The sequence below is a fragment of the Nonomuraea muscovyensis genome (assembly GCF_014207745.1).
Lineage (GTDB): Bacteria > Actinomycetota > Actinomycetes > Streptosporangiales > Streptosporangiaceae > Nonomuraea > Nonomuraea muscovyensis.
The window spans coordinates 246,016-265,729 of sequence record NZ_JACHJB010000003.1; the positions used below are offsets into that span (position 1 = coordinate 246,016).

General features: G+C 72.6%; 16 protein-coding genes. 2 read left to right on the forward strand and 14 right to left on the reverse strand.

The annotated features are described in order from the left end of the window. Positions 1-105: 105 nt before the first annotated feature. The 10 genes from FHU36_RS32745 to FHU36_RS46975 all read right to left on the reverse strand — a co-directional run bounded on the left by FHU36_RS32745 (position 106) and on the right by FHU36_RS46975 (position 11,704). Positions 106-945 (reverse strand): ABC transporter permease, encoded by an 840-nt coding sequence (locus FHU36_RS32745; protein WP_185087967.1) that lies wholly within the window; start codon positions 943-945, stop codon positions 106-108. Further along, the gene (locus FHU36_RS32750; RefSeq protein WP_185087968.1) at positions 942-1,892 is read right to left on the reverse strand and encodes an ABC transporter ATP-binding protein; all 951 of its coding nucleotides are present in this window, start codon (positions 1,890-1,892) and stop codon (positions 942-944) included. Before FHU36_RS32750 ends, FHU36_RS32745 begins: the two co-directional genes overlap by 4 nt. A gap of 18 nt (positions 1,893-1,910) precedes the next feature. Next, positions 1,911-2,402, reverse strand: coding sequence for a DUF1707 SHOCT-like domain-containing protein (locus tag FHU36_RS32755; RefSeq protein WP_185087969.1), 492 nt, complete (start codon positions 2,400-2,402; stop codon positions 1,911-1,913). 43 nt (positions 2,403-2,445) lie between these two features. Beyond that, positions 2,446-3,687 (reverse strand): M50 family metallopeptidase, encoded by a 1,242-nt coding sequence (locus tag FHU36_RS32760; protein ID WP_185087970.1) that lies wholly within the window; start codon positions 3,685-3,687, stop codon positions 2,446-2,448. Continuing rightward, positions 3,684-4,745 (reverse strand): thiopeptide-type bacteriocin biosynthesis protein, encoded by a 1,062-nt coding sequence (locus FHU36_RS32765; RefSeq protein WP_221497062.1) that lies wholly within the window; start codon positions 4,743-4,745, stop codon positions 3,684-3,686. Before FHU36_RS32765 ends, FHU36_RS32760 begins: the two co-directional genes overlap by 4 nt. Then, complete coding sequence (locus FHU36_RS32770) at positions 4,738-7,476, reverse strand: lantibiotic dehydratase (RefSeq protein ID WP_185087972.1); 2,739 nt, start codon at positions 7,474-7,476, stop codon at positions 4,738-4,740. Before FHU36_RS32770 ends, FHU36_RS32765 begins: the two co-directional genes overlap by 8 nt. 41 nt (positions 7,477-7,517) lie before the next feature. Next, the gene (locus FHU36_RS32775; protein ID WP_185087973.1) at positions 7,518-9,140 is read right to left on the reverse strand and encodes a SagB family peptide dehydrogenase; all 1,623 of its coding nucleotides are present in this window, start codon (positions 9,138-9,140) and stop codon (positions 7,518-7,520) included. 17 nt (positions 9,141-9,157) lie between these two features. Then, the gene (locus FHU36_RS32780; protein ID WP_185087974.1) at positions 9,158-11,092 is read right to left on the reverse strand and encodes a TOMM precursor leader peptide-binding protein; all 1,935 of its coding nucleotides are present in this window, start codon (positions 11,090-11,092) and stop codon (positions 9,158-9,160) included. A 195-nt stretch (positions 11,093-11,287) separates the two neighbouring features. Then, a complete protein-coding gene (locus FHU36_RS46970) occupies positions 11,288-11,464 on the reverse strand; it encodes a thiazolylpeptide-type bacteriocin (RefSeq protein WP_185087975.1) in 177 nt (58 codons plus the stop codon). A gap of 39 nt (positions 11,465-11,503) precedes the next feature. Next, a complete protein-coding gene (locus FHU36_RS46975; RefSeq protein ID WP_185087976.1) occupies positions 11,504-11,704 on the reverse strand; it encodes a hypothetical protein in 201 nt (66 codons plus the stop codon). Positions 11,705-11,728: 24 nt separating this feature from the next. On the opposite strand from FHU36_RS46975, the gene FHU36_RS32795 reads away from it, so the two are divergent. Further along, complete coding sequence (locus tag FHU36_RS32795) at positions 11,729-12,037, forward strand: hypothetical protein (protein ID WP_185087977.1); 309 nt, start codon at positions 11,729-11,731, stop codon at positions 12,035-12,037. On the opposite strand, the gene FHU36_RS32800 is transcribed toward FHU36_RS32795, so the two are convergent. Further along, entirely contained in the window at positions 11,980-14,235 is a 2,256-nt protein-coding gene (locus FHU36_RS32800; RefSeq protein WP_185087978.1) for a TOMM precursor leader peptide-binding protein, read from the reverse strand. The two genes, FHU36_RS32795 and FHU36_RS32800, sit on opposite strands and share 58 nt — an antisense overlap. 525 nt (positions 14,236-14,760) lie before the next feature. After that, positions 14,761-15,399: an HAD family hydrolase gene (locus FHU36_RS32805; protein ID WP_312892004.1), complete on the reverse strand. Its 639-nt coding sequence runs from the start codon at positions 15,397-15,399 to the stop codon at positions 14,761-14,763. Positions 15,400-15,545: 146 nt separating this feature from the next. Here FHU36_RS32805 and FHU36_RS32810 point away from each other — a divergent pair, with 146 nt between their 5' ends. Further along, positions 15,546-17,357, forward strand: a complete 1,812-nt coding sequence (locus FHU36_RS32810; protein WP_185087979.1) for an alkyl/aryl-sulfatase — start codon at positions 15,546-15,548, stop codon at positions 17,355-17,357. Between the two features lie 7 nt (positions 17,358-17,364). Here FHU36_RS32810 and FHU36_RS32815 read toward each other — a convergent pair whose 3' ends face one another. Together FHU36_RS32815 and FHU36_RS32820 are read right to left on the reverse strand one after the other, a co-directional pair. Then, a complete protein-coding gene (locus FHU36_RS32815) occupies positions 17,365-18,576 on the reverse strand; it encodes a sensor histidine kinase (RefSeq protein ID WP_185087980.1) in 1,212 nt (403 codons plus the stop codon). A gap of 80 nt (positions 18,577-18,656) precedes the next feature. Further along, positions 18,657-19,640, reverse strand: coding sequence for an NAD-dependent epimerase/dehydratase family protein (locus FHU36_RS32820; protein WP_185087981.1), 984 nt, complete (start codon positions 19,638-19,640; stop codon positions 18,657-18,659). Positions 19,641-19,714 lie beyond the last annotated feature (74 nt).

The window sequence follows — 19,714 nt, forward strand, 5'->3', positions numbered from 1 at the left end:
CGCCTTGACCACCCTTCGGACCGTCCGGTCAGACGCACCGGTCGGAGGTGGGGGTGTCGGTGCTGGTCGCGACCCTCCACGAGGCGCCGTGACCAGCACCGGGCCCTAGATGTCCCGGCGCCGGAACGTGATCAGACTGATCGCCAGCGCGACCGTCACGTACCCGGCGAGCACGGCGGCCGCCACCGGCCCGCTCGCCATGTCGACCACGCCGGGCGCGCCCCCTTCGGAGACCGTCGGCGCCCCGAGCGCGTGGGCGAGCGACCCCGTGTTGGTGCCGATCATGAGATGACGCACGCCGTCCAGCGCGGGCACGGCGTACGCGAGCGCCCCCAGCGCGTTCTCCAGGCCGAGCGTCCAGAGGAGGCCGACCGCGATGGCGGTCGCCGGGTTGCGGCTGAGCACGCCGAGCAGGAAGCCCAGCGCCCCCCACGCGGTGGTCATCAGCGCCAACGCGGGCACGAAGAGCAGCAGTCCGGAGACCGGCGGATACGCGAAGGGTCGCCCGGTCGCCGCGGCGACGACGGCGCTGCACACGACGCTGAGAACCAGCGAACCGGCCGAGATGAGAGCCATCACCACAGCCATCCCGGCGAACCGGCCGAGCAGGAACCCGGTGCGCTCGCCGGTGCGCGAGATGATCGTCTGCAGGATGCCCCAGCGATAGTCCGACCCGGCGACGAGCACGCCGATGATCAGCATCACCGGCCCGCCGTACAACGGCAACGAGCCCAGCACCTTGTGGTGGACGCTCGCGGGCAACAACTGCCGCAACGCGCTCTCGGCCTGGGCGGCGGTCATGCTGTCGCCCTGAACGCTGTAGACGACGAAGAACACCGCGTACGCGAAGAAGACGATCTGGAAGGCCCAGAAGCCTCCCAAGATCCACATGCTGGGCCGGCGGCGCAGGCCGAACAGCTCCGCGCGGAGGCTGTGGGCGATCATGCGGTGGCTCCCGAGAGCTCGTCGTGACGGTCGGTCAGGCCGAGGAACACGTCCTCCAGCGAACGGTGCGACATCCGCAGCTCCGTCACCGCGAGCCCGTCCGTCACGAGTCGCCGGTTGATCGTGCCCACCAGCGCCTGTGACGTGACGCCCACCTCGATCAGCCCCTCCGTCGCCGTCACGCCCGTGACGCCGGGCAGCCCACGGACGAGTTCGGCCGCGCGCGGCACGTCGTCCACGGCGACCACCACCTTGGCGCCGGAGCCGAACGCGTCGAGCACCTCCGCCAGGCTGCCCTGGGCGACCAGCCGGCCGTCGTGGATGATGCCGACCCGGTCGCAGACCTGCTCGACCTCGCTCAGCAGGTGGCTGGACAGCAGCACCGTGCGTTCCGCGTCGCACAGGCTGCGCACCAGCCCGCGCATGTCGGCCATGCCGGCCGGGTCGAGCCCGTTGGTCGGCTCGTCCAGCACGAGGATCTCCGGGTCGCCCAGCAGGGCGGCGGCCACGCCGAGACGCTGCTTCATGCCCAGCGAGTAGCCGCCGACCTTCGAGTCCGCCCGGTCGGCCAGCTCCACCTGCTCCAACATGCCGTCGATGGCCCGCTGAGAGGTGCCGAAGTAGTGGGAGAGCAACCGCAGGTTCGCCCGGCCGGACAGATGCGGGTAGAACTTCGGCTCCTCGATCAGCGCGCCGATCCTCGCCACCGGCCTGCGCCCGTCGAAGAGCCGGCCGTTGAAGTAGATCCGGCCCGCCGTGGGCCTGGCCAGCCCGACCAGCATGCGCATGGTCGTCGTCTTCCCGGCACCGTTACGGCCGAGAAAGCCGTACACCTCCCCCTTGCGCACGCACAGGTCGATGCCGGCCACCGCGTACCGATCAGGGCCGTACCGCTTCTCCAAGCCCTCGGTGACCACGGCCTCGTCACTCCTCGACGCCTGGCTCATCAACACCTCCATCTCCGGCTAACTCCTGCCTTCGTCCCATGCGCGGCGGTGCGTCCCGTCGATGCCCGGCCGCTTCGCGCGCTGCTTCCTGATCGTCCGAGCGCCGAGCAGGACCGCTCCCCAGCCGGCGGCCACCCAGATCCACCAGGGATGGACCCGGTCGAACCCCTGGTTCACGGCCAGCACCAGCCAGACGCTGAAATTCAGGAACACGACGGCGAATCCGCCGCGCAACACGTTGGTCGCCCCAGCGGGCCGGGGCCGGGGCGGGCGCTCGGCGCGGCGCGGGACGCTCCGGGACGCGGCCCCCTGCGCCGGCGTCGCGGGCAGGTCGCCGACCAGCCTTTCCAGCTCGCCGAACGTGCCGGCCGTGCTGGCACGGCTCAGCCGGGCGTCGAACTCGGCCAGGTCCAGCCGGCCCTCCTCGAACGCCGCCCGCAGGCTCTCGATGGCCACCTCGCGGTCGCGGTCGCCGGCGCGCATCCGGTCCGGAGGCACTGACTCGCCCACCCCGACACCTCCCCTCATGATCGGAAACCGTGATCTGTTCTCCTCATGTCTGCCGGCCTCGCGCCGCCCCCGCCCCGGTCCGCCGCTGCGCTCTGCCCGCCACCAGCGCGACCGACAGCGCGAGCACGGCCGTCGCGGCCGGCACCAGGACCGCTGCCACGTCGCCGACCAGCGGCCGCAGCAGCGCGTACCACGACCAGAGCGTGACCACGGCCACGGCGGACCCGAACAGCAAGGAGGCCACGCCGTACGTGCCGTAGACGAGGGCGAGCCCGCGCGGGTACGGTTCCGCGCCGCCGCCGCGCCATGCCCGACGGCGCTGCCGCAGGTACTCCCAGCTGGCCGAGCGGAGATCGGCGATGTTCAACGCGTAGGTGAGCATGAAATAGCCGTCCAGCCGGAAGAACGGCACCAGGTTGAACACCGCGACCAGAGTGCCGCCCACCAGCATGACCGCCGCCAGCCGCGAGGCGCGCCCGCCCGGTTCGGCGAGCAGCCAGACCGGCCAGAACGGCAGGATCACCACCAGCCCGGCGAAGATTCCCGCGAACGCCGTGTACACCCGGTGCGCCGGGCGGGTGAAGAACTGCAGCCCCTCGGTCCGGCAGTAGGGCGCCAGGATCGGAAAGCGCCACATCACGCCTATCTCCGGAGCCTTGCCACCGAAGTGCTTGCAGGTCAGCCCGTGCGCCACCTCGTGGATGACGACGGACGCCCACACCAGGGGGATCGCCGCCGCGATCACCGGCCCGTCCCGCCATCCGGCCCGCAACGCCTCCGACAGCTCGGGCAGGGCGACCAGCACGCCGGCCAGCGAGGCGGTGACCAGGACCGCCAGCGGCAGCACCACCGCCCGCGCGAACAACCACGGCGTGGCGGCGGCCAGCCGCTCCAGCAGCCTGTCGGGGTCGGTCACCGGGAACCGGTAGGACATCAGCGTCCGCCACCTCGAAGGGCGAGGGGCGTCCGGTCCCGCCGGGGGCTCCGGGACGCCGGCCAACAACCCGTTGTCGGCCAGCACGCGGAGCACCTGCCGCCAGCCGGCCTCGTCCATCCGCCTGCCGTACTCCGCCGCGTACGCGGCCCCGATCTCGGCCAGCGTGGTGCTTCCGTCCAGCCGGGCGATGACGAACCACTCCTTGGCGCCCACGCCCAGCAGGCGTTCCCGGTCGCCGATCCGGAGGTGGTGGCGGATCCGGTTGCCGTCGATCATCGCCGGGCCGATCGTCAGATCCGGCCGCACGGCGGGCCGCGCCCGCAGCAGATCGCCGGCGTCCGTCGTCATGCCGCGCTCCCGATCCCCAGCCCGTGACGAACCGCCTTGTCCAGCAGATACGCGAGGTAGGCCTCGTCGTTGATCGCCACGCCGAGCCGATTGTTGGTCATGTGCAGGTAGGCGCCCATCAGCACGCGGAGCGCGAGCTCGGGGTCGGTGGCGGCTCCGATCCGGTCCGATCCGTCACGCGCGCGGAACATCAGCCTGCCCTGGCGGGTGCGGGCGATGATGCGGTCACGCAGTTCGGCGCAGTGCCGCGCCCACGGCAGCAGGAACGCGCCGGGGGCGGAGTCCTCGCCGTCGCCCGCCGTGGCGGCGTGGATCACCGCCACCCGGCCGGCCAGCCGCTCCCGCATGTCCTCGTACAGGAGGTCGAACTGGTCGTGCTTCTCGGCCCCGGCGCTCTCGTACGTCCGCTCCCAGAACCGGTTGTATCCCGTGAAGAACTCCGCCAGCTCGCCCGGGTCGCGGATGAAGGTGGCGCACATGGTCATCATGAGCTGCGCGGACAGGCCGAGCAGCACGGTGCGGACGTGCACGTTCGTGCGCCCGATCAGGCTCAGCACCACGTCGCTGGACTTCTCGAAGTGCCACTCGGCCAGCTCGATGCCGGCCGGGCCGCCGTAGCGGTCGAACTCGGGCTCGTAGTCCCGGTAGATCCAGCTGTTGTTCCGCTGGATGGGCATCGTCCCGTTCTCGCCGTAGTCGGCGTTCCACTGGTCGAGGCTGTACTCGGCCAGGTACATGTCCTTGTAGATCCCGGACATGATCTCGTTGTCGACCTCGTACACCGCTGGACGTCTCAGGAGGAACTCCCCGACCCGCTCCTCGGCGATCCGCGTGATCGCCGCGGGATCCACACCGGGCGCGGGCAGCAGACGCAGCCGCACGTGCGGTCCCTCCAGCCAGTAGCGGATGAAGAAGTACCGCCGGATCAGGCCGTCCCGCTGCAGGCCGCGCACCAGCGGCTGCACGCAGTTCAGCAGCAGGGGGTTCGGGTTGCTGGTGTAGTAGATGTGCATGGCGATCCACGGCCGCTCGGCCTTCGCCACGGTCGGGTCATACATGCCGCACTCCATCCATCTCCAGGACGAGCTCGCTGACGTACCGGCCGTTCTCACCGGAGAGCCACAGCTCGCCGGCGTCCGGGGACATCTCGGTGATCACCACCCGGCCGCTGCCGGACTTGACCATGCCCTCCAGCGCCCCGAGGGACAGGACGCTGTCGAAGTCCACGTACTGCGGCTTGAACTCGGGGATGCCACCCCCGGGCTGGTCCGTCGCGTCCTTGCCGAGCGCGTTCGCGACGAACACCCTGACCGGCAGCCCATGCGCGCGCCGCCAGCTCCGCCAGCGCAGAAACCACTCGGCGTCCCCCTCGCCGGGCTGCCTGCGCGGGATGCCCCCGGCCGGTACGGTCCAGGACCGGCGCTGGATCACCACGTCGCCGCAGCGCAGCCGTGGCCGGTGAACGACGCCGTCGATCTCGGCGTGCTCCGGCACGCCTTCCCAGAAGTCCAGGCCGGTCATCGGCGTGTACCCGAAGACGAGCAGGGTCCGCTGCACCTCCGACAGCGCCATCGGCACCAGGAACCCGAGATAGACGGGCACCACGTAGCGCTCCAGCCGGTCCGACCACAGCCGCACCTCGTCGGTGCGCGTGTCGTGCACCAGCCGCAGGTCCTCCAGCCGCAGCTGTTCCTCCTCGGGCCGGCCGCTGACCTCGCCGGGGCAGACGAGTTCGTACGCGGTGACCACCGGATGCAGGTTGAGGTTCGTGGTGTCGTGGCCGCCGACCAGCTCGGCCAGCACGGTGTCCGGCGGCGGGAGCGAGCGCAGGAACGCGGCCAGCTCCCCGCGGAGCCCGCCGCCGTCCGCGTCCGCGAAACAGTGCGCGAACCGGGAGAACAGCATGGTCAGGCCGCTGTAGCTGCGGTTCAGCACGGCCCTCGGCGCGCCGTCGGTGCGGGCCAGCTGGAGGAAGAAGCTGCGCGGGTCCAGGGTGGGCCGCAGGCCGGAAAACTCGCCCGCGACCCGCTCCAGAGCCTCCTCGCTCAGCTCGACCTCCTCCGCGCCGGCGGGCAGGCCGGCCGCGGCCGATCGGACGGCGTCCAGCAGCCGCAACCGTGCCCGGTCGACGGCGGTGACCTCGGGCAGACGGAACCAGTTCTCGTGCGGCGTGTACACGCCGTCGCCGGTGAAAGGCCGTCTGCGCATGTTCATCATCTGGAACTGCTCGTAGCAGTCCTGCCCGAAGGCCTGCACGAACTCCATCAGGTCCGCGCAGCGCCCGCCGCGGCCGTAGCGGGCCACGAAGAATCCCTTGGCCGCCAGCCGGTCGGGCAGCGTCCGGTCCATCGCCGGGAGGACATTCGCGATCTTGGTGAGTGGTCCCATGAGGTGGTCGCGCCACTGCCCGGGCTCCGCCTTCACTGCGGCCGGGTCACCCACGGCGACGTCCTCGTAGATCAGCGTGCGAGGCGTCCGCACGTCCGTCAGCCCGAGCTCCACCTGCGCGGCCTCGAACTCCGCGCGCACCCGGCCGACCACGTCGCGGCGGCGGTCACGTCCCGCGCCCGCGAACGCGGCCACCAGCTCGACCACGGTGTCCAGCCGGGCCGCCAGCCGCTTGGCCCACACCCGGTCGATCCCGCGCAACCGGTCGGCGAACGTGGCGACCGGCTCGTCACTGTGCACGTCCAGGCGCAGCAACGGCACGGTGAGGAAGCCCAGGCGCAGCAGCAGGGCCAGGAACGCCTCCACGTCCTGCGGGTCGCGCCGCCCGGGATCGGCCTCGTGCAGGGCGGCGACCAGCTCCCCGAACCGAGCCGTGCCGCCGGCGCCCACGGCGTCGAGGATCTCGGCCAGGATCCGGCCCTCGGAGAGGAAGAACAGCTGCTCCTCAAGCTGGTCCAGATTGACCACGGCCTCCTCGTCGCCCAGCCGCCGGGTGCGGCGCACGTACCGAACCCGGCCGCCGTGCGCCTGCCAGCCGCCGACCACCTGCACCGGCAGGTCCGCTCGCAGCGCGGGCTCATGGGTGATCGCCTCGAACAGCCGGCCGAGCGCCGCCACGTTCACCCGGGCGTGGCCGCGGCCCCGCGCGTGCGGGGCGGGACAGTCGAGCAGCGATCCGGCGCCCTCTTCGAAGTGCCCGAGCGCGACCGGCGTGAGCGTGCTGAACGGGCTGGTCTTGCACGCCGTGCGGAAGGTGTACTGCAGCAGCGTGCGCTCGACCTTGCGTAACCGCTTCGGCAGCGTCCCCCGGCCGGCGGCCCGGTAGCGGTCGATGTAGGAGTCCAGCGTGGGGGAGGCGAGGACCAGCCCGTTGCGCAGCGTCTCCGTGCCGGCCAGCGCGCGCAGGTGCTCCCGGGCCCGCTCCAGGTCGGCGTCGTGGATGGCCTGGCCGCCCGCGCGCAGCCGTCCGTAGCCCTCCCGCGTCACCAGCCAGCCGTCCAGCGTCCGCCGGTCCGGCGGGGACAGCAGGCCCCGGATCGTCTCATGCCGGGGGCCCGGCCGGGGCGCCCGGCGGTTGAAGACGTCGCGCCGCAGCGCGAGCAGCTCGTGGCGGAGGGCCTCGTCGGCCAGGCCGTGCACCAGCTCCGACAGCGCGTCGCAGATCCGGTCCCGGTCGGCGTCCAGGCGTCTCTCGGTGCTCAGCACGTCCTCGGCCCAGGCCGCCAGCGCGGGGGAGCGCAACCCGAGGACGCTGTCGTACGGCAGGCCGCCGATGCGTGCCATGAAGACCGGGGGAACGCGCCAGACCTTCTCCCCGTCCTCCCCGTCGTGGTCGTCCACCACTGGACACCCTCGCTCTCTCCAGGCCGTGGGGCCCGGGCTCACGCCATCCTCAGGTCAAGTTCGGCGGACCGCTCCCGCTCGTGGCCGACCATGACGATCAGCATCGGCCACTCGTCGCCCGCCGCGAGGCCCCCGCGGTCACGCAGCGAGACGTTGTCGAATCCGAGCGCGGCGCCGCAGCCCACGCCCAACGCGGCCGCGCAGGTGTAGAAGGCCTGAGCCAGCGCGCCGACGTCGGCGTTGGCCAGTCGGTAGCCGCGCGCGCCGAGTGCCTCCACCGCCGCGGTGGGCCGGCCGATCACGGCCAGCACGGCCGCCGCCTGCTCCAGGTTGTAGTTGTCCAGGAAGTACTGCTGCTGCAGGAAAGGGCTCAGCGGGTCGCCGGTGATCGGGTGCAGCCCGCCGTCCGGGGTGAAGTCGTAGGCGCCGCTCGGCACGCCGTCCACGTGGTTGGCGAACACCGCGATCCGGTGCAGGCCGTGCCGGCCCTGGCGTACCTCGGCGGTCTGCAGCCGGCCGCCCTCCGTGCCGTGGTGCAGCAACGCGCTGAGCTTGTCGGCGGCCAGCCGCCGCCGCGCGGAGAACCGCCCGAAGCTCGACCGCCTCCGGCGCACGGCCGTGCGCACGTCCATGTCCAGCGACGCCGGGGCCGGCAACCGGATCGAACCGACGTCATCCGCGGCGGGGATCGCGAAGGCCGCTTCCGCGGCGTCCGGCGGCGGGGCGGCCCCCGCCGCGGCGGCCGCGAGGTGCACGCTCTCCACCTGGTCGAAGCGGATGAGCGTGCGCGAGCGTTCGAGCTCGGTCCTGGCGACCGCCGGCTCACCCCGGAGGACGGGGGGCGAGGCGGGCGCGCCCGGTCTGTCACGCAGCTCGACGGGCACCACCGCCATCACCCCCTCGGCCGCCGTCTCCAGGCCGAGCAGGCGGTCCAGGGCCTCCTCGTCGTACCACAACCGTGGCGTCAGACCGAGCCCTCGGGCCCGCGCCCAGGTCTGCCAGCCGCCGAGCAGCGTGCCCACGTCCATGGTGACCGCGTGGTAGGAGAAGCTGTTGTACTTGAAGGCGTTCTTCCACAGCTTCACGCTGATCAGCAGGTAGCAGTTCGCCGTGCTGGCGCCCGTGCTGTCGCCCGCGGCGTCGAGCGCGTCGCGGACCCGCCCGGTCAGGTCACCGGCGAGCAGGCGGCGCAACGTGTGCCGAGGTGTGTAGTAGTGGTAGACGCCGGGCGTGACCGGCGCGCCCCGACCGGCCACGAGATAGATCTCCAGGGGGTACAGCCCGCCCCCCGAGGCGGTGCCGCGCGCCCAGGTCGCAGCCCCGTACCAGGTGCGGCCCTCGTTGTCCTTGTTGCCGTTGACGCCCATCCGCCGCACCCCGAGCCCGTAGGAGTCGGCCAGCATCCCCGACAGGGTGGGCAGGTCGAACTCCGGCGCGGCGTCCCGTGCCGGGGTCAGCCCTGTCGCGAGCGGCCCGACAGGCTTGCCGTCCCGAGGCAGCGGCAGGTGGTCGGCCTCGGTGTAGACCTTGTGGCGGTACGGCTGGTCGCCCCAGTCCGGCTCGAAGCCGAACGGCGGCATGGGCTCCCGGGCGCGGCGCACGACCGCTTCGACGTAGTCCCGGGCCGTGGCCGTCTCCCGGTTGTCCTGCGCGAGGTTCATGGCGGTTCCTCCGGCGATCACGGGAACGGGTGCGGGACGAGATGGAGCTCCGAGGGGTCGAGCTCGGTGTCGCGCCAGCCGGCGTCGCGGAAGGCCGTCCGCATCCTCGGCATGTGTGGCGCGCGCTGCTTGGCCCAGCCGAAGTCGATCGGGATCAGCCCCGGGACGATCACCGCCGCCGTGTGCACGCCGAGGCTGCGCTGCTCCGACGACGTCTGGTCCACCACGATCACGTCGAACCCGCGGTGGGAGAGGATGTCCAGGCAGTGCCGCAGGTCGTCGAGCAGATCGGTGGACGTGGGCCGTTCGGAGTTCCACCCGGCGTAGACCTCCTGCAGCGGCTTCGCCGGGCGGCCGCTGTCCAGGAGGAAGTCGGTGTGCCGGCGCATCTCCGGCAGGCCGAAGACCAGCGGGTGATGGTGCAGGTCCGTGACCTTGAAGAAGTCGTCGGCCATCGCGGTGGCCTCGGCGTACTGGCCGGTGACGCGTTCCTCGAAGCCGGGCACGTACGAGGCGATCTCGCACAGGGCCGCGGCGACGGCGGACTCGGGGTCGGGACTGGCGCCCGCCGCGAAGGACACCGTGCCCAGGCCGCCGTCGCGGCGGACGGCGGCGCCGGTGACCACGGGCACCCGCAGGTCGATGGTGTTGTCGAAGAGGCGGATGTCGTAGCCGGCCAGCCTCACCCGGTCGATCATGGTGCGGATGTCCCGGCGCCGGCAGCTGGCGGGGTCGATCTCGGTCAGCGGGGCCCTGCCGTACCAGCCGAGGAGAAAGGCGTCCCGCTCGATCAGCTCCAGGAGGCCGTGCAGGATCGCCTCCTCCAGGGAGGCGCCGCTGGCGCAACCGTTGGAGCACTCCTGAACGAAGTTCGAGGAGTCGTCCTGGCCCAGGTAGTAGACGATGCGCTCAGGCACCAGCAGCGGCCGCTCGTCGCGCAACGAGTATCCCCACACCCACGGCATCCGCAGGTCGGGGGTGAACGGGACGTAGTAACCGCGCCCGGTCTCGTAGAACGTGTCGGCGTAGACGCCGCACTCGCGCGGGTCCAGCGCCCGGTCGGCGATCTCGCGGTAGGAGGCGATCAGCGGGTCGGTCACCCCACGGCGGTGCAGGCCGGCGTACCTCTCCAGCCCCTCGAACACGGCCAGCAGCGTGCTGTCGGCGTAGGTGTCGGCGTGCCCGCTCCAGAAGAACTCGTGCAGCAATTGGGAGCCGCGCATGTACATGTAACCCGTCACCGGTGCGGTCGTCGTGCAGCGGATGTCGGGCAGCGCGGCCCGGCCGAGCGCGCCGCACACGGGGTTGGCCATGACCTCGACCGGCAGGCGGTAATCGTGGATGGACTTCTCGCGGAAGGTGTCCGGGTCGCGTTTGCGCCTGCTCCGCAGCTCGATGGTGGCGTGCTCGGCGGAGTCGGCGGGGCGGACCGAGCAGCGGGCGCACTCCGGGTCGGCGATCAGCGGGTACCGGCGGACCTGGCCGCTGTCCAGCTCGATCTCGTACACGTACGGGAAGGAGTGGTCCTCGGTGCGCAGGCGGGACGCGGGCATGGACAGCAGCGTCGTGATGACGTCGGCGATCAGCCGGCACGATTGGTCGAAGAGGAACGGCGACACACCCGGGTCCGGCTGGTGGACGCCCTGCTCCAGGGTGTTGCGCTCCTCCAGCGAGCGCAGCTTCTGCCAGCGCAGCGCCAGGCAGTGGTGGCACGGCGACGTGCGGCCGTCGACGGCCCCGGCCGGGCCGACCACGGCCGTGCGTCCGTACAGGAAGACGCCCAGCGGGGGAGCGGCGTACTCGGCAGGCGTCGCGGCCAGCTCGTTCCTGGCGCCCAGCGACGCGACGTGCAGCGGGGGGTGCGGCACCGATTCCAGTGCCGCTTCGAGATACGCGCGCAGGAACGCGCACGCGCGGCTGTCGGTGGACGGTGGGATGTCGGTAACTGTCATGATCACTCCTCGGTCGGCCAGGTCGCGCGAGTCTTGTCGGTGCCGCGGTCCAGGTGGCTGACGTCCGCGCGGCAAGGCGCACCGGCGGCCGCCAACCACCCGGATCTTGCGGGCCCACCGGACGCCGGCGGTCAAGACCGAGATCAGCGGCCGTGCGACGTGGCCCTGCTTCGTCTCATGAGGCTCTGATGCCGATCAGCCCCATGGGTTGACGGTGCTGCAGACCGCGCAACTCGTCGTGCTGCAGCAGCTCGTGCTCGCCGTGCTGGACGCGGTCGCCGCCATGGCGAACGCGTCGCTCGTCTCGAGGTCGTGGATGTCGAAGGTCTCGGCCTCAAGCTCGTTGAGGTACGCGGACAGTGACTCCTTCATGTTTCACCCCCTCTCCTTCCGTCGCCGTGAGCAGCCGGCTCAGCTGGTACTGGCGCTGCTGCAGCTGCTCGTGCCGCAGCAACTGCTCGTGCTGGAACTGCAGCTCGTCGTGCTGGACGTCGCGGTACAGCTGCAACTGCTGGTCCCGGTGGCCGCCAGCGCGTCACCGGCCTCGGAGACGTCCTTGACCTCGAACGTCTCGGTTTCGAGAGTGTTCAGCTCCTGAAGAAGCATTGACATGTCCCTCGCTGTCGAAGATTCCCCGTGTGGCGGCTGAGCGTCCGGCCTGCTCAGCCGCTGGTGCTGCCGCAGCTACAGCTGGATGTGCCGCAGGTGCTGCTGGTGCTGGTGCTCGAACTGCAGCAACTGCTGGTGCTGCAACTGGAGCTGCAGATGCCCGCGAGATCGTCGGACGCTTCCGTCATATCCCTGATTTCGAACGTCTCGGTCTCCAGCCCGTTGAGCTCGCTGCTCAGCGTGTTCATCGCTGTTCCCTCCTCTCCCTGTTCGTTCCGTCACCGAGTCGAGCGGGACGTGTCCCGCTCGACGATCAGCACGCGCGCCACGGCGTAGTAGCCGGACAGCGCGAGGTCGGGGGTGGTGAGGTCGGCGGCGAACACGTCGCAGCCGGCCTCGGCGAGCGCGTCGAGCACCTCGCGAGGGGTGACCACGACATCGGACGCGACATCGGACGCGGCGTCGGACGTGGTGGGGGCCGCCATGGCGCGCGGATCGAACTCGGGCACCAGCGGTGCGTCCGGCCAGATCGCCGGCTCACCGGCGGCGGCCAGCTGCGACCGGCCGACGACCTCGGTCAGCGCCTCCAGCACCGCATCGTGCAGGGACAGGCCGGACACCACCGCCCACATCCCGGGCGTTGACGGCTCGTCCACGAGCACGGTCGGCGCCGGCTCGCCCGGGTTGAGCAGGAGCACCTCGGGGGCCGCCCCGAGGCGCCCGGCCGCCCGAGCCAGGAAGCCGATGTCCTCGGCGGTCGCGAGCCGGTCCAGGTCCAGCCGGACCGGTTTCGTGCCCTCCAGGGCCGCGCGCATGCTGCGGTGGCTCACCGCGGACAGCAGCGCGGCGGTGCGGGCGTCCTCGCCGGAGTGGCCGCTGCCGGCGCCCGCCCGGCTCCTCTCCACCAGCCGCCCGGTGTTCACCTCGTGGAAGGGGTACACCGCGGCGGCCGGGACGGCGACGGCCTCGCCGGTGAGCATGGACGTCGCCCGGACGAGGGGTTCGTCCGGCCGGGCGGGCAGGCCGGTCCTGGTCAGCAGGCCGCCGCCGGAGACCACCGGGAGGCCTGCGACCTGCTCGGCGGGGGGCGCGGCGACGGCGTCGACGTAGCCGATCAGACCACGGTGCAGCACCCTGGTACGCGCGTCGAGCTGGGAATGCAGGTCGAAGTCCGTGACCTCGACGGCCTCGCCGGGCCGGCCCGCGGCGCCCGCGAACCTGGCTCGGGCGACCTTCACCGGAGCCTGCTCCAGCCGGTCGTCGGGAAACTCCATGATGACGCCGACATGCCGCGCCACCAGCTCGAACTGCCGCTCGTAGGGCTGCGCGCCGCTCTGCTTCGGCGGCCGCACGATCTCCGCCCGCTCGGGCGCCCGATCCCCGGCGGTGCGGACCGGCAGGCCCGCGCAGGCCGGGCACGCCGGGTGCGGCGACAGCCGCTCGCGCACGGCCTCCAGCGTCAGGCGATCCTGCACCAGGACGCTGCCCTCGGTCTCGGCGACCAGGCAGTGGGTGAGGTGTCTGAACAGCTCGAAGGCCACCTCGCTGCCGACCATGCCCGCCGTCCCCGCGTCCAGCGGAGCGACCGTGGCGGGTGCGGTGCCCGACGCCACCGAGCGCCACAGACCGGCCAGCGCACCCGGGCCGAGACTCGGCTCCAGGCGCAGCATGGCGCAGTTCCAGCACGGCGCGCTTCCCGGGAACGTCATCGGCCCGATCACCACGTGGTCGGGGAAGAGGGTCACCGGCAACACGACCGGGTGGTCGACCGACCGGCGGCCGAGCAGGGTTTCCGCCCGCATGCCCCGGCCGAGCAGCACCACCACGACGTCGTACCCGCTCAGCTCGTCCGCCGAGAGCCCGCCGGTGTGCACGGTGACCGCGCCCGTGGTCGAGCCCGTGTCCGTGTCGGCCGTGTCCGTGGCGCTCGTGTCCGTGGCGCTCGTGCGGGCGTCGGCCGTGCGGGCGGCGACGAGGGCCGCGGCCGCGCCGGCGTTCGCGCCGGCGACGGCGACCCGGGCGGCGCCGTTACGCAGCAGGTTGGCCGCCGCCACGGTGACGATCTCGTCGTCGCCGGCCAGCAGGATCCGCGCGTCCCGGAAGCGGGCGAAGCGTCGGTGCTCGTCGTCGGCGTAGTGCGCGATGAACTCCAGCTGGCGGGCGAACGTCTCGGCCGTCCGGGCCGGGAGCGTCCGCGGGTGCGTGACGGCGTCGCGGACGAAGCCGCGGTCGAGCAGCGTGCCGATGACGTCCCGCACGATCTTCTGCCGCTCGTCCGTCAGGCCCTCGCACAGTTCGGCCACCGTGTGCGTGCCGTCCAGGTGGGAGCTCAGGGCGGACAACCAGGCGTACGCGGTGCGTCCGGACAGCACGAACCCGCCGTCGCTGTGCCGGAGGAAGGCGCCGTCCCGTCCGGTGTCGGCGAAGACCACGTCGTGCCGTAACCGCGGCCGGACGAAGGCAAGGGGCGCGGCCGGCGCCGCCGCGCCGTCCGGCTCGTCGGTTACGACGTCCGTGCTCGGTGAGTGCTGCATCGCCACCGTCCTCTGTGTGATGATCCGAAATGCCGTTCAGGGCATACGTGTGGGCGGGCCATGGTGCTGTGAAACCCTCCTCCGGGAGGAGGGGATTATGTGGCGGCGCGTTTTTCTGGCGCGCCGGGGCCGGCCATGCGGCGGCCGGATCAACCCGGGCTTAGGGGACGCGTGAATATTCGCATCGCTGCCGGTCGTTGCGGATTGTCTTTCGAAGAATTGTTGTGCTGCCGGGTCAATGATTCGGGAGCGCCTGGTCGCACCCCCTGGAGGGGTGGACGGAATGGCGATGGGCGAATCTTCGGGGGGTCATGGCAAGTAAATTAGTTCTGGCCGGGCCCCGGCGCAACGGCTTGTCTCGTCGCGAGTGACTCTGATAAGGGTTATTCGTTGTTCGCGTGCCGTTGCTGATCGCCGGACAATTGAGCGGCGATTATCGCGGGAAATGACTTCTGGGGGCGCGGCGGCACTTCGTCTCGCCGGCGAGACGCGCCGGGTTCGCCGCCGGTGTCAGGAGGCGGACCGTCACCCGAAGAGGTCGGAGGTGAGTGAGCCGAGGTCGCGCACGACCGCCGACGCCAGCGCGAGGGCGTCGGGGGCGGGAGGATAGCGCGGGTGCGGGACGGCCACGACCCGCATGCCCGCCGTGTGGGCCGAGCGCAGCCCGTTGCTGGAGTCCTCCACCGCGACGCAGCTGCGCGGCTCGACCCCCAGCCGGGAGGCCGCCTCCAGGTAGCCGTCGGGGGCGGGCTTGCCGCGGGCGACCTCCTCGGTGGACACCGTTGCGGCGAAGCAGCCGGCCAGGTCGGCGGCGTCGAGCACCACGTCGATGAGGGCGCGGGGCGACGAGCTGGCCAGGCCGAGGGCGTGGCGGCCGGCCAGCCGGCGTACCGTCTCCTGAGCGTGCGGCATCAGCGGGACGTGCTCGCGGTAGCGCTCGGCCATCCGGGCGACCACCTGGCGGGCGATCTCGCCGGGCGGCAGCGCGACGCCGAGTTCGTGCAGGTAGGAGGCCCACTCGGGCGTGCTCATGCCCATGAGCCTGGACTGGGTGTCGGGCTGCCAGGTGCCGCCGTGCCCGGCGACGAACGCGCGCCGTACCTCCTCCCAGACCGGCTCGGAGTCGACGAGCACGCCGTCGAGGTCGAACACCCACGCTTCCACCGCGAACCCCCCGGACGATCAGCCGAGCGTCCAGCCAATCACACCTGCCCATCCGCGCCCGATGCAGGGTGTTTTGTGTGGATTGCCGGATAAAAGAGGCTGGGCTTTGACTGTGGCCGTACCGTCGGCCGGGCATGCAGGTGAGCATGGCCGACCTTCCACTCCACGACCAGTCGAACGACCACAGCGACTTCGAGGACGCCGACCGCGGCCTCGTCGCCCGGCTCACCCCGGCCGTGGTCACCGCCGCCGACGGCAGGGTCGTGTGGGACAACGACGCCTACGCGTTCCTGGAGGAGGAGCGCCCCGGCAGCGTGGACCCCGGACTGTGGCGGCAGGGACGGCTGTGCGCCAGGCAGGGACTGTACGAGGTGACCGACGGCGTCTACCAGGTGCGCGGGCTCGACCTGTCGAACATGACGATCGTCGAGGGCGACACCGGCGTCGTCGTCATCGACCCGCTCATCTCCGTCGAGTGCGCCGAGGCGGCGCTCGGCCTGTACCGGGAGCACCGCGGCGGCCGGCCCGTCACCGGAGTGATCTACACCCACGCCCATGTGGACCATTTCGGCGGCGTGCGCGGCGTCACCGGCGGCGGCGTGCCGATCCTCGCCCCGGCCGGGTTCATGGAGCACGCGGTCGCCGAGCACGTCTACGCGGGGCCGGCGATCACCCGCCGCTCCGTCTACATGTACGGCCAGACCCTCGAACGCTCACCGAGCGGCCAGGTCGGCGCCGGCCTCGGGATGGCCACCTCGACCGGCACGGTCTCGCTCCTCCCGCCCACGCTCAGCGTCATCCGAACCGGCCAGGAGGAGGTCGTGGACGGGGTGCGGATCGTCTTCCAGCTCACCCCGGGCGCCGAGGCGCCGGCGGAGATGAACATCCTCTTCCCCGACCACCGCGCCCTCTGCCTCGCCGAGAACGCCACTCACAACCAGCACACCCTGCTGCCGCTGCGCGGCTCCGCCGTCCGCGACGCCCGCGCGTGGTCGCGCCACCTGACCGAGGCGATCTCGCTGTTCGGCGGGCGCGCCGACGTCGCCTTCGCCTCCCACCACTGGCCCACCTGGGGCGCGGACGCGGTCGTGCGCTTCTTGTCGCAGCAGCGCGACCTGTACGCCTACCTGCACGACCAGACGGTACGCCTGATGAACAAGGGCCTGACCGGCCCCGAGATCGCCGAGACCCTGCGGATGCCGCCCCGTCTGGAACGGGCCTGGCACGCCCGCGGCTTCCACGGCTCCCTCAGCCACAACGTCAAGGCCGTCTACCAGCGCTACCTGGGCTGGTTCGACGGCAACCCGGCCCACCTGTGGGAGCACCCGCCCCGCGAGAGCGCCATCCGCTACGTGGACTGCATGGGCGGCGGCGCCGCCGTGGTGACCCTGGCCAAGGGGTACATCGGCGACGGCGACCTGCGCTTCGCCGCACAGCTCCTCAACCACGCCGTCTTCGCCGACGAGGGCAACAAGCAGGCGCGCGACCTGCTCGCCGAGGTCTACACCCGGCTCGGGTACGGCGCCGAGAACGGCACCTGGCGCAACGTCTACCTGACGGGCGCGCGGGAACTGGCCGACGGCATCGTGCCCGCCGTCACGGCGACCGCCTGCCCCGACCTGGCGCAGGCGCTCGGCGTTGACCAGATCTTCGACTCGATCGCCATCCGCGTCCACGGGCCACGGGCGTGGAACGAGAGCCTGTCCATCGACTGGCACCTGACCGATCTGGGGGAGCGCTACCGGACGACGCTGTCCAACGGGGCGTTCGTCCACCAGATCGACCCACCCGACGAGCCGGTGGACCTGACGCTGAGCCTGACGAAGGCGCAGCTCATCGGCCTGCTGGCGGGCAGGGGTGTGGAGGGGGTGGAACGCGAGGGGAGCGTCGCGGTGCTGCAGCGGCTGGTGTCCGTGCTGGACGAGCCGAGGCCGGACTTCCCCATCGTCACCCCCTGAACGGGCGTCATCGGGGCAGGCCCGCCACCACGGCGGTGCCGCCGCCCGGCGCGGACCGCACGGTCAGGGTGCCGCCCAGCGCCTCGACCCGCTCGCGCATCTCGCGCAGGTCGCGCCCGGTGGTCGTGTAGGGGTCGAAGCCGCGGCCGTCGTCGGACACGTACAGCATGACCAGGTCGTCGAGGTAGGCCAGCGTCACCCCGGCGTTGCGGGCCCCGGAGTGCCGGCCGACGTTGCCCAGCACGCCGCGCGCGACCCGCAGCAGCACCACGTCGTGGGCGGGCGGCAGCTCGACGGGCGCGCCTGACACGCCGAACCGTACCGGGATCCGGGCACGGGCCGCCGTCGCGTCGCTGAGCCGGCGCACCGCTCCCACCAGCGACGACCTGCGGAGCCGCCGGTGGCCCGCCGTGGGCCCGGGCGGCGTCCCCGCGGGCTCGGGCGGCTCCGCCGGGGGGCGGCCGACGGCGGTCCGGGGATCGTGGCGGGTCGCCGGGCCGGGCCGCTCGCCGCCGGGCTCCTCCCGCGGGTACGGGTGTCCCGGCCGGCCGGACGGGAGGTGCCCGCGGCGGCGGTGCGCGCCGGGGGCACGGCGCCGCTGATGGGGCTCACCAGGGAAGGCCGGGCGGTCGTAGGGGAAGGCCTCACCCGGAGCCGCCGGGCGGTCGTTGGGGAAGGGCTCGCCCGGAGCGGCCGGGCGGTCGTGCGGGGGGCCGCCGTTCGCATGGGGGCCGCCGTTCGCGTGGGGGGTGCCCGGCCGCCGGAGGGCGGCCAGTGCCGCCACCGCCGCGACGGCCAGCGGCCCGAGCACCGCGGGCGCCGACACCCCGCCCACCTGCCGGGCCACCGACACGACGGACGCGCAGCCCAGCACCGTCACCCCGAACGTCGCCGCCCACAACGGCACCAGCCGCATCCACGCGAACACCAGCGGCACCGCCGGCAGCACGTACCAGGCGGCGGCCATCGCCAGCACCCCCCAGGCCAGCGTCACGAGAGCCAGCCCCATCCACGCAGGCCCGTAGCGCCCCGAGCCGGGATCGCCGGTGAACGGCACCACCGCGGCGGCGTACAGCACACCCAGCAGCAGCCCGCCCAGGCCGGCCGCCATGTCCCCCTCGCCCGCGACCCCGGCCGCCGCGAACACGAGCGACAGCCCGAAGGCGCCGTGGACCATCCACGGCGCCGCCCGTCGCCTCGCCGGAAACCATGCAGTCATACGCTTACCAAGCGTAGTGTCCGCAGGTCTCCGGCGTGGCGCAGACTGGCCGCCGATCCTGGGGAGATCAGTGGCGGCGGTCAGCCGCCGAGGAGCTTGGCCTCCGCCTCCGGGTCCAGGCCGACGGCGGGACGGTCGCCGCGCATGGGGGCGTGGCCGCCGATGCTCCGCAGCCAGGCCCAGGTGTCGGCCACCGTCTCCTCGATCGGCCGGCACCGCAGCCCCGCCGCCACCGCCTTGGACACGTCGCCGCGGTGCATGGTGTCGTGTCCCTCTCCGACGATCCAGACCGGCAGGTCGGACCACGGCCGCACCCCGGCCGCGAGGATCGTCTCGGCGTCGAGCCAGCGCAGCTCGGCGTCGGACCCGGTCACCCGTACGCAGCTCTCCAGCAGCTCGCGCGTCGTGGTGAACCCCGGCGGGCTGACCACGTTGTAGGCGCCGCCGAGCCCGCGCCCGGCGGCGGACAGGCACCACGAGGCCAGGTCGCGCACGTCGATGAGCTGGAGGCCCAGGTCGGCGGGGCCCGGGGCGAGGACGGGGCCGCCACGGGCGACGCGGGTCAGCCACCAGGGCAGCCGCCCGATGTTCTCGTACGGCCCGAGGATGAGCCCGGCCCGCGCCAGCAGCGCCCGGTCGCCGAACGCCGCCACGGCGGCCAGCTCGCCGCCGGTCTTGGCCCGGGAGTAGTCGGCGGCGTCCTCGTCGTCGGGCGAGGCCGCCACCACGGGCGCGCTCTCGTCGGCCCCCGCGGGCGCCGGATAGCCGTGGACCGAACGGCTGGAGACGTAGACGTAGTGGCCGGCGCGGCCGGCCAGCAGCCGGGCGCTGTCGCGGACGGCGGACGGCGCCCAGGACCAGGTGTCGACCACCACGTCCCACTCGCCCCGCTCGATCGCGGCGAGCCCGCCGGGAGCCGACCGGTCGCCCCGCAGGGCCGTGACGCCCGGGGGCGGCTCATGGGTGCCCCGGTTGAAGACGGTCACGTCGCCGCCGAGCGCGAGCGCCTCGTCGACGAAGGCACGGCCGACGAACTCGGTCCCGCCCAGCACAAGTAGCCTCATGCGCCCACTCTGACGCAGCGCGTCCGTGCGAGGGGCTGCGCACGCCCACAGCGGAATCGCCCAGAGCGAACCCG

Bases quoted from the DNA above. Each gene is read 5' to 3' on its own strand.
- FHU36_RS46975 (WP_185087976.1), bottom strand. From the start codon at position 11,704: ATGTCAATGCTTCTTCAGGAGCTGAACACTCTCGAAACCGAGACGTTC.
- FHU36_RS32800 (WP_185087978.1), bottom strand. From the start codon at position 14,235: ATGCAGCACTCACCGAGCACGGACGTCGTAACCGACGAGCCGGACGGC.
- FHU36_RS32745 (WP_185087967.1), bottom strand. From the start codon at position 945: ATGATCGCCCACAGCCTCCGCGCGGAGCTGTTCGGCCTGCGCCGCCGG.
- FHU36_RS32780 (WP_185087974.1), bottom strand. From the start codon at position 11,092: ATGACAGTTACCGACATCCCACCGTCCACCGACAGCCGCGCGTGCGCG.
- FHU36_RS32760 (WP_185087970.1), bottom strand. From the start codon at position 3,687: ATGACGACGGACGCCGGCGATCTGCTGCGGGCGCGGCCCGCCGTGCGG.
- FHU36_RS32820 (WP_185087981.1), bottom strand. From the start codon at position 19,640: ATGAGGCTACTTGTGCTGGGCGGGACCGAGTTCGTCGGCCGTGCCTTC.
- FHU36_RS32815 (WP_185087980.1), bottom strand. From the start codon at position 18,576: ATGACTGCATGGTTTCCGGCGAGGCGACGGGCGGCGCCGTGGATGGTC.
- FHU36_RS32765 (WP_221497062.1), bottom strand. From the start codon at position 4,745: ATGTATGACCCGACCGTGGCGAAGGCCGAGCGGCCGTGGATCGCCATG.
- FHU36_RS32810 (WP_185087979.1), top strand. From the start codon at position 15,546: ATGGCCGACCTTCCACTCCACGACCAGTCGAACGACCACAGCGACTTC.
- FHU36_RS32750 (WP_185087968.1), bottom strand. From the start codon at position 1,892: ATGAGCCAGGCGTCGAGGAGTGACGAGGCCGTGGTCACCGAGGGCTTG.
- FHU36_RS32775 (WP_185087973.1), bottom strand. From the start codon at position 9,140: ATGAACCTCGCGCAGGACAACCGGGAGACGGCCACGGCCCGGGACTAC.
- FHU36_RS46970 (WP_185087975.1), bottom strand. From the start codon at position 11,464: ATGAAGGAGTCACTGTCCGCGTACCTCAACGAGCTTGAGGCCGAGACC.